This window comes from Ruegeria marina (assembly GCF_900101475.1).
GTDB lineage: Bacteria > Pseudomonadota > Alphaproteobacteria > Rhodobacterales > Rhodobacteraceae > Ruegeria_B > Ruegeria_B marina.
This window is the reverse complement of the sequence record NZ_FMZV01000014.1, coordinates 110054-124849: the sequence shown is the minus strand read 5'-3', so window position 1 is coordinate 124849 and position 14796 is coordinate 110054. Positions and strand designations below refer to the sequence as shown.

Below are 14796 nucleotides of genomic sequence, written 5' to 3'. Positions count from 1 at the left end.
TGCCGCGGAGGGAAAACCATGTCCGAACCTGCCGACCTGCTGGTGGAAATCGAAGCGCTTGAGGAGAAGCTGAGACAGGCGCGCGCCTCGATCACCCGCCGCTTCATCGGGCAGGAGCGCGTTGTCGATCTGACCCTGACCGCCCTCTTGTGCGGAGGTCACGCGTTGTTGATCGGTCTGCCCGGGCTCGGCAAGACGCGGCTGGTCGAGACGCTGAGTACCGTGATGGGCCTGCACGGCAATCGCATCCAGTTCACCCCGGACCTGATGCCCGCGGATATCCTGGGCTCCGAGGTTCTGGACACGGCCGAGGACGGCAGCCGCCATTTCCGCTTCATTCCCGGTCCGATCTTCTGCCAGCTGCTGATGGCGGACGAGATCAACCGCGCCAGCCCGCGCACACAGTCGGCCTTGTTGCAGGCGATGCAGGAAAAGACGGTGACCGTGGCGGGAGAAAATCGGTCATTGGGCAAGCCTTTCCACGTACTGGCGACGCAGAACCCGATCGAACAGGAAGGCACCTATCCCTTGCCCGAGGCCCAGCTTGACCGGTTCCTTGTGCAGATCGACGTGCATTATCCGGATCGCGTGACAGAACGCGAAATACTGCTGGCGACGACGGGTGTCGAAGAGGCCGAGGCGCATCAGGTGATGACGCGCGACGAGTTGCTGGCGGCGCAGGTGCTGCTGCGTCGCATGCCGGTGGGCGAATCGGTGGTCGAGATGATACTCGACCTTGTCCGTGCCTTCCGCCCAGACGAACCGGGTGTGAGCGATCGGGTACGTGAAACGGTGGCATGGGGCCCCGGTCCGCGTGCGGCGCAGGCCTTGATGCTGACGGTGCGGGCGCGGGCGCTGCTGCAAGGGCGGCTTGCTCCCAATGCCGAAGACGTGATCGACATGGCCCGCCCGGTTCTCAGCCACCGAATGGCGCTGAATTTTGCCGCGCGGGCGCGCGGCGACAGCCTGGCGCAACTGATCGAGTCCACCGCCGCCGGCCTGGCGCGGACCGAGGCCGCCGCGTGAGCGCCCCGCGCGTCCTGCGGCAAAGGGCCGAGGCGCAGGCCGAAACCCTGCCGCCGCTTCTGGCGCGCGCGGAACATCTGGCCGGAACGGTCCTGCTGGGCGACCACGGGCGCAGGCGGGCTGGGTTGGGCGATGATTTCTGGCAGTACCGACCGGCGCAGGCTGGTGACAGCCGCCGCATGATCGACCATCGCCGCTCGGCACGGGGGGATGTGCAATATGTCCGCGAGCGCGAGTGGGAAATCGCGCAATCCGTGATGCTCTGGGTGGACCAGGGCGCCTCGATGCGCTTTGCCTCGGACAAGGGGTATGAAATCAAGGCCGACCGGGCCCGGCTGATCGGGCTTTCCGTGGCGATCCTGCTGGTGCGGGCCGGAGAACGGGTCGGATTGACCGGGACCACTCTGCCGCCCCGGCGCGGCAACGGCCAGATCCACAGGCTGGCCGAGGCTTGGTCCCGGGATGCGGCCGCCGACTATGCGCCGCCCGAGCACCGGGCGATGATCCCGCATTCCCGCGCGCTGTTCATTTCGGATTTTCTTGGCGACATGCAAGAGGTTGAGCTGGCTTTGACCAAGGCCGCCGATCGGGGTGTGAAGGGGGTTGTCCTTCAGGTTCTCGACCCGAGCGAGGAAAGTTTTCCCTATAGGGGCCGTACGATTTTCGAAAGTGTCGGCGGCAGCATCCGGCACGAGACGTTGAAGGCCGGCGAATTGCGAAACCGCTATCTTGAACGCCTGGCCGAACGGCGTGACATGCTTGCCGCGCTGTGTCGCGCGACCGGATGGCAAATGGGGCTGCATCACACCGGCGAAAGCGCGCAGGTGGCGCTTCTGTGGCTGTGGCGCGCGCTGGATGGAGGCACCCGATGACGGTTCTCGGCGGGATAGGTTTCGCCTCGCCCTGGCTGCTTGTGGCGCTTCTTGCCTTGCCGGTCCTGTGGCTGATCCTTCGCGCCGTGCCGCCAGCCCCGATCCGTCGGTTGTTTCCCGCGGTGACATTGCTTCTTGGCTTGCGCGACGAGGAAAGCGTGTCCGACCGCACGCCCTGGTGGCTGTTGCTGATCAGGATGCTGGCCGTTGCAGCGGTGATCGTGGGGCTGGCCGGTCCGGTTTTGAACCCGCAGAGGAATGTCGATGGCAAGGGGCCGCTTCTCATCCTCCTCGATGCAGGCTGGGCCGGTGCGTCCGGCTGGACGCAGCGCATGGACCTGCTTGACGCACAGCTGACCGAGGCAGGCCGCGCAGGCCGCCCGGTTGCGGTGATGCGTCTGACGGCGCCGGAACCTCCGGTGTTCCAATCCGCCGATATCTGGCGCAGCCGGGTGCCGGGTATCGTGCCGCAACCCTGGCAGCCGGGTCCGGATCAGATCGCGGCTGCGCTCGGCGACATTGCCGAAGTCGCAACAGGGTTCGATACGCACTGGCTGAGCGACGGTCTGGAGTATGAAGGGCGTGACAGGGTGCTTTCGGCAGTGTCCGACCGCGGCACGCTGACGGTTTTTATGTCGTCCGCGGCAGTTCTGGGGTTACGCCCGGCCAGCTACGTCGATGGCGCGGTGCAGTTGACCGTGCTTCGCGCCGCTGCGGGAGAGGAAAGGACGCAAGCTGTCGTTGCCCTGGGACCCGACCCTTCGGGAACCGTGCGAGTCCTGGAAAGGGCCGAAGCCCGGCTGGAAGCAGGGGAGACCGAGGCCCAACTCTCGCTGTCGCTGCCGACCGAGTTGCGCGCCCGGATCTCCCGGTTCGAACTGGAAGGCCAGCGGTCGGCCGGGGCGGTTGCACTGACCGACGATGGATTGAGCCGGCGCGAAGTCGCCCTGTTTGCCGGACGTCAGGATCGCGAGGGACTCGAACTCCTTTCGCCGCTGCATTACCTCACGCAGGTTCTGGTGCCGAGCGCCGATTTCGTCGATGGCGCGCTGCTCGACGTATTGCCTGCGAACCCCGACGTTGTGGTTCTTTCCGACGTGGCGACGCTTGCACCGGCGGAACGTGACGCGTTGACCGAATGGGTGGAAAACGGCGGGTTGCTGCTCAGGTTCTCCGGTCCCCGGATGGCTGCCAGCGACATCGGGCGGGACGAGGCCGATCCGCTCTTGCCGGTGCGCCTGCGCAGCGGTGGGCGCACGGTGGGCGGTGCGATGAGTTGGGGTGAGGCCAAGACACTGGCCCCGTTTGCCGAGGGCTCTCCGTTCTTCGGGCTCGACATCCCGGCCGAGGTCACCGTCTCGACACAGGTGGTGGCACAACCCGATCCAGATCTGGCCGACCGGGTGATTGCAGCGCTCAGCGACGGCACACCACTGGTGACGCGCAAACCGTTGGGGCTGGGTCAGGTGGTGCTGTTCCACGTCACGGCCGATGCAGAATGGTCGTCGCTGCCTCTGTCGGGCCTTTTTGTCGAGATGCTGGACCGGCTGGCGGTGTCCTCTGGCGCGAAACGTCCGGACGCGGCGGCGCTGGAGGGGACGATATGGAACCCGCTCCGGGTGATGGATGGTTTCGGTGAGTTGGAAGATGCCGGGAATCAGGCCGGTGTCGAGGGGGGCGCATTGGTTTCGGCGGTGCTGGGCCCGGATTTGCGACCGGGCATCTACGGCAATGAAAAACGCCGCATCGCCCGCAACGTGTTGGCGCCCGATACGGTTCTGGCGCCAGTGGCCTGGCCGGCCTCGGTTTCCGTCGTAGGCTTGGAGGTCGAGCGCGAACAGCCTTTGGGCGGCTGGCTTCTGTCGCTCGCGCTCTTGCTGCTTGCGGCCGACATAGTCGCGTCGCTGGCCCTGTCCGGGCGTCTTGGTCAGTTGCGCGGGGCACTATCGGCTGTTCTGGCGGTGTTCCTTCTGTCTCAGGACGCATCCGCCCAGGCGACGTCCGAGGCCGAGCGTTTTGCCCTCGAGGCGACGCACGAACTGGCGCTGGCGCATGTACTGACCGGCAACCGCTCCGTCGACGATGTGGCTCGGGCCGGGCTGCTTGGTCTGTCCCAGACCCTGCTCTATCGGACCTCGGTGGAGCCGGCCGGTCCAATCGGCATAGACCTTGAGCGTGACGAGTTAGCCTTTTTCCCGATGTTGTACTGGCCCGTGACCCCGGATCAGCCGGCGCCGTCCGAGGAGGCATATGCCCGGCTGAACACCTATCTGCGTCTCGGCGGAATGATCCTGTTCGACACGCGCGACGCCGATGTGGCGCGTTTCGGCGCCGGCAGTCCCAATGGCCGCAAGCTGCAACAACTGGCGGCGCCGCTGGATATCCCGCCTCTTGAACCTGTTCCGCGCGATCATGTGCTGACCCGTGCGTTCTATCTGCTCCAGGACTTTCCGGGGCGTCACGCCGGGCCGGACGTCTGGGTGGAGGCGGCGCCAATGGATGCCGAACAGATCGAGGGCATGCCGTTCCGAAATCTCAACGATGGGGTCACGCCTGTGGTGATCGGGGGCAACGATTGGGCGGCAGCCTGGGCAGTGGATGGCCAGGGACGTTCCCTGTTGCCGGTGGGCCGGGGCCTGGCAGGCGAGCGTCAGCGCGAACTGGCCCATCGGTTCGGGGTCAATCTGGTCATGCATGTGCTGACTGGCAACTATAAATCCGATCAGGTGCACGTGCCTGCTCTTCTGGACAGGTTGGGCCAATGACGGGAACTGTTCTATTCGATCCGCTGGTTCCCCTGCCGCTGCTGATTGCCCTGGCAGTGGTCACATTGGCTGGCATCGGGCTGGCGCTTTGGCGCGGATTGTCTGGGTGGGCGCTGCGCGGACTCTCTGCCCTGGTCATTCTTGCGGCGCTTGCCGGCCCTGTCTGGCAGGTCGAGGACAGGGATCCGCTCAGCGATATCGTGCTGATGCTCGAAGATGAAAGCGCCAGTCAGACTCTGGCTGATCGCCCCGAACAGATGCGCTTGGCCGCAGACCGTCTGGCCGCCGAGATCGAAAGCCGACCGAACACGGAACTGCGCCGCATTCGGGTGGGCGATGGCGATGGCGAGGGCGACACCGGCACCCGCCTGATGTCGGCACTTTCCGATGCGCTGAACGAAGAACCGCGTGCGCGTGTTGCAGGCATTGTCGCTCTGTCCGACGGGCAGGTGCACGATATCGACCGGACCCCTGATCTGCCGGCGCCGTTGCACCTGCTGCTGTCTGGCCAGGACGATGATTGGGACCGCCGCCTGATGGTCAAAAATGCCCCGGCCTTCGCGATCATCGGCGAACCCGTGACGCTCAGCCTTCGGATCGAAGACAGCGGCGCGGTTCCCGAAACGCTCGGACCCTTGGCCGAGTTGCAGATTTCGGTGGACGGGGGCGAACCCCAGAGGGTGACCCTGCCTGTCGGGCAGGATCTGGAATTGCCGATCACCTTGCCGCATGGCGGCCGCAACGTGGTCCAGTTTTCGACGCCCGAAGCCGAGGGAGAGTTGACGGACCGCAACAATACCGCGCTCATCCAGATCAATGGCGTGCGAGACAGATTGAGGGTCTTGCTGGTGTCCGGGCAGCCGCATCCGGGCGGGCGTACATGGCGCAACCTGCTGAAGTCCGACAGTTCGGTAGACCTCGTGCATTTCACCATCCTGCGCCCGCCCGAGAAACAGGACGGCGTTCCGGTGGACGAGTTGAGCCTGATCGCCTTTCCCACGCGGGAACTGTTCCTGGAAAAGATCGACGATTTCGACCTGATCATCTTCGACCGCTACAAGCGCCGGGGAATCCTCCCTGCCATATACCTGGACAATGTCGCCAATTACGTGAACAGCGGCGGCGCGGTTCTGGTCGCGGCAGGGCCTGATTTCGCAACTGCCGACAGTATCTATCGCACGCCCCTGGAGCCTGTACTCCCGGCTGAACCGACGGCGCGGGTGATCGAGGAACATTTCCGTCCGAAGGTCACGGAAGACGGTGCGCGTCACCCCGTTTCCTCGGGGCTGGAGTGGGCCGGAGAATGGGGCGGCTGGCTGCGGCAGATCGACGTTACCCCCGTTTCGGGTCATGTGCTCATGAGCGGAATAGAGGATCGTCCCTTGCTGGTATTGGACCGCGTTGGAGAAGGGCGCGTGGCGCTTCTGGCCTCGGATCACTCCTGGCTCTGGGGGCGCGGTTACGAAGGGGGTGGGCCGCAGCTGGAATTGCTGCGGCGGCTGGCCCATTGGATGATGAAAGAGCCGGAACTCGAGGAAGACGCGCTCTGGGCCGAAGTGCAGGGTCAGACGATGCGCATCATCCGCCGCACCCTGGCCCCCGAGGTCGGGGCGGTCACAGTGACGCGCCCGGATGGAAGCAGCGAAGAACTGCCGCTTGCAGAGGTTTCACCCGGCCGGTTCGAGGCATTGTACGCCGGACCCGAGATTGGGCTTTACCGTCTGCGCGAAGGCGGCAAGGAGGCGGTTGTCGGGCTTGGGCCGGCGGCCCCACGCGAGTTCGAGGCGACAATCGCCACCGGTGCCGTGCTTGAGCCGATCGTTGCGACCCTGAAGGGCGGTGTTTTCCGGATGGCAGACGGGTTGCCCGCCGTGCGCAACGTGCGCGAAGGGCGACCGGCGTCCGGCCGGGGGTGGATGGGATTGACCGCCCGCAACGCCTATGAAACCCGCGATGTACGTCAGACCCCGCTGGCGCCGGCCTGGCTCGTTCTTCTGCTGGCTTCCGGCTTTCTGATCGCCGGCTGGCTGCGCGAGGGTCGGCGCTGACGCCGCCCGGTATTTGCAGTTTTCCGACGCGCCACTCAGTCCAGCGTGATCGTCGCGCGGTCGGCCTGTCCGGCGGCATCCAGAACGACCAGGGTTGTGTAGCCACGACCTGAAGCCGGGACCTCGATCTCTCGCAGTGGCGAGCGCGTCACCAATGGTTTGCCGTCGGAAAGAACGGTGAATGGGCCCGATCCGCCACGTATTTTCACGGTGATCCTGCCATCTTCCGCCACCAGGGACGCACCGTCTGGTGGAAACAGCAGTTGGGGCGCGTCCGGCCCGCCGTCAAAAGCTGCCTCGCGCGGGCGAAACCGCTGCAACGGCTGTGGAAGCGCTGCGGTTTCCACAATCAATGTGGCAGATGGAGGAGGCGGCAAGGGCGAAAACTCCGACTTCAGCCGCCCGAACGCCTCGAACAGGACCGGCGCGGCAAGCTCGCCACCAAAGGCCCCCGGGACAGGTGTGCCATCCGGACGCCCGAACCAGACACCAATCACATGTGCCCCGTCATAGCCGATGGCCCAGCTGTCCCGGTGTCCGTAGGACGTGCCGGTCTTGTAGGCCAGAACCCCCTGCCTGGCGCCCGGTGGCGGTGCCAGACCGCTCAGGATGTCACTCACCTGCCATGCTGCGGTCTCCGAGATCATGCGCCGGCTTTCTTCCTTCGGCTGCGTTTGCAAGGCTCTGAGCAGCGGCGCTTGGCCTCCTCCGGCGAGCCCGGCGTAGAGCTGGACAAGGTCGCGCAGCGACAGGCCGACGCCGCCGAGCGCAACCGCGAGGCCGGGCTGGCCGCCGGGCAGATCCGGTGAGGCCCCACCGCGCTCAAGCGTTGCCATCAGCCTGGCTGGACCCAATTCCTCCATCAACCGCACGACCGGTATGTTGAGTGAAACTTGCAGCGCCTCGCGCACCCGCACGTCACCGCGAAACCTGCCGTCGAAGTTTTGCGGGGCGTAACGGCCGAACATCACCGGACTGTCCTGGATCAGGGTTTCGGGGTGCGCCAGGCCCTGGTCGAAGGCCAGTCCATAGGCAAAGGGTTTCAATGTGGAACCCGGCGACCGCAAGGCCCGGGTCATGTCCAGGTAACCTTGCCGTGCGGCCTCGTAAGAGGCGGAGCCGACGGAGGCGAGGATTTCACCGTTCCGATGATCGGCTGCGATCAATGCTGCGGAAACCTGACCGCCAGCGCGCCGCGCGGCATCCGCGATCAGGACCTCCATCCGGGCCTGCACCCCGGCGTCAAGCGTGGTGTCATGCCGCTGCGCCGCGGGATCGCTCGTCCGCAGGCTGTCCGCCAGATGCGGAGCAAGCCTGGGAAAGGCGCGTGGGGCCTGCGGCATGGGTTCTGACAGTGCCGCCGCGACTTCGGCCGGTGTCAGAACACCGCGGGCTGCCATCCGGTGCAGGACGCGGTCACGCGCGATCCGCGCGGTGACGTGGTTGCGGTCGGGTCGTCGTGCCTCGGGCGCCTGCGGCAGTGCCACGAGCAGGGCCGCCTGCGCGGCAGTCAAACGGCGCGGTTCCTTGCCGAACCAGGCAAGCGTGGCCGCGCGGATGCCTTCCAGATTGCCGCCATAGGGCGCGTGCAACAGGTAGAGCGTCAGGATCTGCCCCTTGTCCAGTCGCCGTTCCAGCGCCAAGGCGACACGGATCTGCCGCAGTTTTCCGGCCCAGCGCCCGGTCGGTCCGTCTTCGATCAGCCGGGCGGCCTGCATCGTCAGGGTCGAGCCGCCCGACACCGCCTGTCCGTGCCATATCGCCTGGGCCACCGCCCGCAGCATCGCCAAAGGGTCAACCCCGGAATGATCGAAAAACCGCTTGTCCTCATATCGGACCAGCATGGCAATGAATCCGGGATCGACCGGGCCATGATCCAGCCGCCAGATCCCGTTGCCGACTTGAAAGGCCCTGAGCAATGCACCGTTGCGGTCAAGCACTTCGACTCCGGTTTCGGAAAGAACAGGCGGCAGGGCAGTCGCATCAATCCAGGCATCGAAGCGGTCGCGCGCCAAGGCGCCGGCCCATAGGGTGAGCACGCAGGCGACCAGCCAGATGTGGGTCCTAGCCATCGTCGACCCAACCGTGCCAATGCCCTGGATAACCGGTGACAAAGCCGCTGCCATGCACCTCGAGATCCGCGCCATACCCGCGTGAGGCGCAGCGCACCCTGTTATCCGCCAGCCGGGTATAGATCTGGTCAAGACGGCTGACGCAGTCCAGATCGGGTTGAAGCCATGCCGCGCAAATCCGCAACTCGTCGTTTGCAGCATCGCTCAATCGCCGGATTGGCAAGAGATTGGTGGCTGGAGTGAAACTCAGATCCAGATCGGTGCAATCCCCGGTTTCAGGTTGCAGCACGTCATTCAGCAGCCAGCCCTCGCCGGTCCGGTGCAGGCGCAGCTCGATCCGCCGCCCGCCCTGTTCGCCGGCGATGTCGGCCGAAAGGCTTTGCCCGTCCGGGGCGCAGCGCAGATCGTAGCTCAGCACCGTGTCCTCGTCATCGCTGCGCCAATGTGCGTGGCCCAGCAGCATCAAGCCCTGTTCCGCTTGCCACAGCGTGCAGCGGTCAGACCCTTCGCAGTCCAGGCGCCGCCAGTGTGCGGTGGCTATTTGGCGCTTGTCCGTCATTGCGTCACGCTGATCCGGTCGGTTGCGGTCCGGGCCCTGAATTGTGGGCGGTACATGTCCTCGACCGAAGCGGCAGGCCGATGGAACACGCCGGGACTGACCGCGCGCGCGACATAGGCCAGCGTTATTGGCCCCGCATCGAACCTGTCGACGGCGGCAAGAAAGCGGTCGCTGCGAAACTCGGCATGGTCGGCCTCGTCCATCGCCAGCCAGTCGAGCGCGCGCACATCACCCGACCTAAACAGCGCCGGGTTGTCGATCTCGAATCCCGCGGGCAACGGGTCGTTGACCATCAGGCGCCCGCCCGTGTCCTCGTGCGGCGACACGGTCAGGACGGTGACGAAGCGTTCACCCACGGTGAACGTGTCGCGATCAATCGGTGCGCCGTCCATCGTGTAAAGCGTCCGCGTGATGGTGTAGCCCATGCCGCCAGCCGGGGGGGAAACCTCGGGCACGCCCATCGTCGTCAGCGTGATATCGGTGGCTTTACCGTCTGACGCGGTGATGTTGAGAACCTCTTTCCCAAGGCCTTCGCGCACCTGGACAAAAGGCCCGGCCACTGGAGCGCCGTTGACCCTGAGGCCGGTTTGTTCCGGTGCCTTGACCAGCGCCTGCGCGGCAAGCAGTGTCCAGGCCGCTTCCTGCGTCGACATCTGGCCCGCCGGCCGGTCGATCCGCGCCAGAAGCGCGTCACGGTCGACCACCGCGCTGCCTGCCTCGGCGGCCAGGGTGAGCAAGCCTGCGGCGTCGCGGAGGTTGGTGCCGTAATCTGCCCGCCAGACCGGGTTTTCGGCCCGTTGGCCCGCCACCATGCGCGCTGCCTGCGCGAACATGGCATCGGCACGTGTCTGGTCGCCATAAAACGCCAGCGCCGCGCCAAGCTGCGCCGCCGCCAGCGGCGTGGTGAAGGCGTCGGCCTTGACGTCGGCATAATAGCGCAGATCGCCCATCGCCGCCGCGCCTTCACGCGCCAGCACCATAAGGGCATAGGCAATATCCTCTCCCCCTTCGTCGAAGTCGGGGGCATAGCTGATGCGGTTGCGCAAGTTGTCCATCGCCATGGCAAAGGCGCGATCCGGCACCGGATGACCTGTGGCACGCGCGCGGCTGAGGAAATCCGAAGCATAGGCATCAAGCCAGAAATCCCCGCTGTCCGCGCGCCAGAGACCAAACGCGCCGTTCGAGGCCTGCCGGGTCAGGATGCGCCGGATCGAGGCGTCGATACGCTCGGCAATCTGCGGGCCATGACCAAGGCCCGCCGCCTCGGCCACGGCGCTCAGGTACAGAAGAGGCATCGCCTGCGACGTGACCTGTTCGGTACAGCCATAGGGGTAGCGGTCGAGCAGTTCCAAAAGGCCGGGCGCATCGAATTTCGCGAGCGGCCCGGCGGACAGGACCGCACGCGCGGAACCCGGTCGCAGACCGGCAAAGACATCATCGGAGAACAGGAAACTGTCGCCCGCGCCCAGTGCAAAGCGGCGGGTCTGCGCCACGACCGGATCGTTGGCCCGGACCGCCAGTGTCAGGGTCTGGCCCAGCTCGCGCCCGTCGGGTGTAACCAGGCTGACCTTGATGAGGGGATCTCCGATCGCCGTCGCCGAGACCGGGATTTCGAACAGGGCCTTTGCCCCGTCCGCCAGCGTGACCCGGCCCGGTTGAGCGCCGATCCCAAGCCCGCCGGACGCTGTAAGGGCCAGTTCCATCTGGCCGGACGGGCCATCGGCATGCACCACTTCCAGAAGGATCCGGCTGCTGTCGCCTGGCGCAAGGAAGCGGGGCACGGTTGCGGTCACCACCACCGGGTCGCGCACGATCATGTCCCGCTCTGCCTGGCCGACCGCGGCACCGGACCAGGCCACCGCCATCAGCCGGACGGTTCCGTTGAAGGCGGGCAGGCGGATATCCACCTCGACAGTGCCATCCTGGCCGACCTGAACGGGCCCGCTGAACGTCGCCATCAGCTCTTGCGTCGGTGGGGGCGATTGCATCCTGAGACCGTTGTCGGCATCACCGCCCGACCGCACGATCCCCGTGGCGCCATTCATTCCGTCGATCAGGCGGCCATAGATGTCGCGTAGTTCAACGCCCAACCGGCGCTGGCCGAAGTAATGGGTCTTGGGGTCGGGGCTTTGGAATCCGGTCAGGTTCAGGATGCCAAGATCGACGGCGGCAAGCGTCAGCCAGGCCTGGTCGCCCGGTTGCGCGCCATCGACCGCAACGCGAATCGTCTGGGTGCGGCGGGGTTTGGCCACCTCCGGCGCGTCGATCCTGACAGACAGTTCCTTGCCTACCGGCTCGACGCTGGCATGGGCCAGACCCAGCGCGCGGGCAGGGTTCTGTCCCGCTGCCACATCCATCGGCCGGATCACCGTCGCGGTGACATAGGCCCCGGTGCCCCAATCGGCGCTCACCTCCAGCGGGATCACGGTTTCACCGGCCTCGACCTCTATCGCCTGGCGGGCGATCACCCGGTCGGACAGGACCGAGACAAGCGCCGTGCCGGACATGCGGGGAACGATGCGCAGCCGGGCGGTGTCGCCGGGACGATAGCTTTCGCGGTCCAGCGACATCTCCAGCCGATCCGGCGTGGCCGAGGCATCGGCCGCCTGGTACCAGCCCGCGTAGAAATCGACCGATGTGGCGACATAGGTGCCATCGAGCCGTTCCACCACCAGTTCGTATTCCCCCCATTCCACCGGCTGCGACAGCGACAGGGGCGCCTCGCCCAGTGCCGCTTCGCCGGTTGCGATGCGGGTGCGGCGAGTTATCGGCTCCCAGTTCCAGTTGCCGTAGAGCTGATACCACTGATAGCGGGTCTCGACGCGGTTCAGCGTCCATTTCACCTGCATCGGTTGCGGGGACAGATCGGGGGTCAGACCGATGACCTGAAAGGCCGCATCGGTGCCCTCGCTCACCACGTCTTCGAACATCGGCTTGATACCGATGACCGGGGTTGCGGGTGAGACGGGTACGGTCAGCCGCCGTTCGACCGGACGGGCCGAGCCATCGGCCAGCCTTGCGATGACAGTGGCCGAAAGTCGTTTCCCCTCGGCATCGACATCGGGAATCTCGACCGCAAGGCGCGCGCGACCTGCGGCATCCGTGCGCTCGCCGCCGAAATAGCTGCTCTGGGTCGAGACATGGGCGTCATGCCGGCCAAAGCGGTAGCCGGGCCAGCCATCGATCTCTTCGGAGGCGCTCAGCAACACCTGACCGTCGATCGTCAGATCGGCGCCCGCAGCGCCGAAGAGATAGCGCGCCTCGATGTCAAGCGGCGGGCTGTCACCGGGAAAGAGCGGGGCATTGGGTAGCGAGAGCGAGAAGTCGATACGTTCGGGCAGGAAATCCTCGACCAGCAGGCTCTGGCTTGCCAGGGCCTCGCCCTTGGGGTCGCTCCTGATCTCGAGCCGCCAGGTGCCGCGCGGGGCGCTGGGGCCGACGGTCAGGGCAAAGACATGGCCGCCGGCGACACCGCCGTCAGAAACTTTGCGGGTATATTCAACCCCGTCGGGCCGGCTCAGGATCGCGGTCAGCGGCAGCCCCTCGATGGCGCGTGCCGTGTTGTCGCGGCTCAGCATCGTTGCATTGATGGTTTCGCCGGCGCGATAGGCGCCCCGGTCGGTCGTCAGGAACACATCGACAGGGCCAGCGGGCCTGCGCCCCTCGACGCCGCGGTCGGACAGATCAAAGGCCGGATCGGTGAGCGACAGGAACCCGATATCGTCCTCGCCCAGGTTGGCGAGGACCAGTGCGGGGGCTGCCGACCCTATGCCACGGACCAGGCCGGGGTCGAAGCGGGCATAGCCATCGGCGTCGGTTGTTGTGGTGCCCAGCACCGCGTTGGCGCGTGACACCAGCGTCAGGGCGACACCGCCGCGGGCGGCGGCATCCGACAGGCCGCGCACGGTGACATGCAGCCCGTCGTTACCCGATACGGTGGACAGGCCAAGGTCGGACAGGACGAACCATTGTGTCGCGCCCGGATCGTCATAGGGGTCGGCACCGGGCACACGGGCAGTAAGCGCATAGATGCCAGCCGGTTGCCCGGCAATGGCCTCGGCCAGCGGCAGGCGGGTGGTCATGTCGCGGTTCAACTCGCTTTCGACTTCTGCGGTGCCCGTCCAAACCTCTTGCGCGATGTCGGCGGCAAAGCTCTGGTCCTCCCAATAGGACAGCGGCCGGCCGAAATACCCTTCCTGCACGGCACGCAGCAGGTTGCGGTCGCTGACCCGGCGCAGGGTGAGGTCCAGCGCGGTCGTGTTCACCGTTTCAACCGGAATCGCGGCATCCGCCGCCTTGGGCAACACGTAAGACCGCCCCGGAAAGCGCACGGCGGGGCTGCGGTCGCGGACGTAATGGCTCAGGGTCACGTCTTTCCAGAGTGTTTCGCCCGAGGCGGCGGGCAAGCCCTTGCGCAGGGTCACCCGGTAGCGTTGCCCGTGCTCGACCCCGTCCAGACACAACTGGTTTCCGTCCGCCTGTACCACCAACGGGGCATCGGGGGACTGTACATAGGGATCATAGTCCACCCCGGCCCTGACCAGCGGTTCGGAGAATTGCGCACAGATGCGCGGCAGTGCGCTTTCGCTTTCCACGGTGCTGTCAGTGACGCGAAAGCCGTATTTCGCGACGGCCGCCTCGAGTGCGGCCAGTATGTCTTCGCGCGGCTGGATTTTCGAAGCAAGCCGAAGCGCCGCAACCGTGTCGCGCCCGCGGTCCGAGCGTTCGAGCGCCTGCGCCATGAGATCGAGCGCATTCACCTCGGTGCCAGGCTGATCGGCCCGCAGGTAGCCGTTGACCGAAGCCAGGAGCGCCCGCCGCTGGTAATCACCGCGGGCAGTGCCGTCGTTGGTGCGGATCGACAGCAGCAGGCGCGCGTATTCGGCCCAGAGGTCGGCGCGGTCAGACAACGACACCGCCACCCCGGCCCAGCCCATCGCCTGCGCCGGATTGGAAGCGGTGCGCATCGCATCCAGCACCTGGTCCAGAGCCAGATCGCCCGCCGGGTGACGCAGGCCGAGCGTCCGCGCGAGGTCTGAGGCAGACGTCAGGTCGGATGCTCCGAGAAACTCCAACTCCGCGGCGCGTGCCTGCGCCCTGTCCACGACAGCTTGTGGAATCGGCCATTTCCGGGCTGAGATGGCGCCTTGGTACGGGGTCTGCTGGCTAACCCCCTTTTTGGGAAAGCAGGCGTTCGACCGGGCGTTGAAGGTGAACGCAGCGCAAGCCCGGTTGACGTCGCAGGCCCGCACACAGGATGACAGGTCGGTGTCGAACAGCGCATCCAGATCCTCGCCAAAAAAGTCCATGTCGCGGGTCACGACATAGCGGAAAGCCGGGGCCACCTGCTGCGTCTGAGAGAGCGTTGCACCAGAGAAAAACACCGAAAAATAAAGAATTAGTAAAAATCCAAAACGTCGCATACCGACCTCCTGTTCAATGCAAAGGTCGCAC

General features: G+C 66.0%; 7 protein-coding genes. 4 read left to right on the top strand and 3 right to left on the bottom strand.

The genetic code is table 11. The features are described 5' to 3' along the window. Nucleotides 1–18: 18 nt before the first annotated feature. The 4 genes from BLT75_RS17720 to BLT75_RS17705 are packed head-to-tail and all read left to right on the top strand — an operon-like array spanning nt 19 to nt 6711. Nucleotides 19–1026 (top strand): AAA family ATPase, encoded by a 1008-nt coding sequence (locus BLT75_RS17720; protein WP_093034884.1) that lies wholly within the window; start codon nt 19–21, stop codon nt 1024–1026. Continuing rightward, complete coding sequence (locus tag BLT75_RS17715) at nt 1023–1898, top strand: DUF58 domain-containing protein (RefSeq protein WP_093034881.1); 876 nt, start codon at nt 1023–1025, stop codon at nt 1896–1898. Before BLT75_RS17720 ends, BLT75_RS17715 begins: the two co-directional genes overlap by 4 nt. After that, nucleotides 1895–4663, top strand: a complete 2769-nt coding sequence (locus BLT75_RS17710) for a DUF4159 domain-containing protein (protein WP_093034878.1) — start codon at nt 1895–1897, stop codon at nt 4661–4663. Before BLT75_RS17715 ends, BLT75_RS17710 begins: the two co-directional genes overlap by 4 nt. After that, nucleotides 4660–6711, top strand: a complete 2052-nt coding sequence (locus BLT75_RS17705; RefSeq protein ID WP_093034875.1) for a hypothetical protein — start codon at nt 4660–4662, stop codon at nt 6709–6711. The genes BLT75_RS17710 and BLT75_RS17705 overlap by 4 nt, the downstream gene beginning before the upstream one ends. A gap of 35 nt (nt 6712–6746) precedes the next feature. Here BLT75_RS17705 and pbpC read toward each other — a convergent pair whose 3' ends face one another. The 3 genes from pbpC to BLT75_RS17690 are packed head-to-tail and all read right to left on the bottom strand — an operon-like array spanning nt 6747 to nt 14765. Further along, nucleotides 6747–8783 carry a penicillin-binding protein 1C gene (pbpC, locus tag BLT75_RS17700; RefSeq protein ID WP_093034872.1) on the bottom strand — a complete coding sequence of 679 codons (2037 nt, stop codon included), beginning with the start codon at nt 8781–8783 and terminating at the stop codon, nt 6747–6749. Next, on the bottom strand, nt 8776–9342 hold the full coding sequence (locus BLT75_RS17695; RefSeq protein WP_093034870.1) for a putative glycolipid-binding domain-containing protein: 567 nt from the start codon (nt 9340–9342) through the stop codon (nt 8776–8778). The genes pbpC and BLT75_RS17695 overlap by 8 nt, the downstream gene beginning before the upstream one ends. Continuing rightward, a complete protein-coding gene (locus tag BLT75_RS17690; protein ID WP_093034867.1) occupies nt 9339–14765 on the bottom strand; it encodes an alpha-2-macroglobulin family protein in 5427 nt (1808 codons plus the stop codon). The genes BLT75_RS17695 and BLT75_RS17690 overlap by 4 nt, the downstream gene beginning before the upstream one ends. Nucleotides 14766–14796 lie beyond the last annotated feature (31 nt).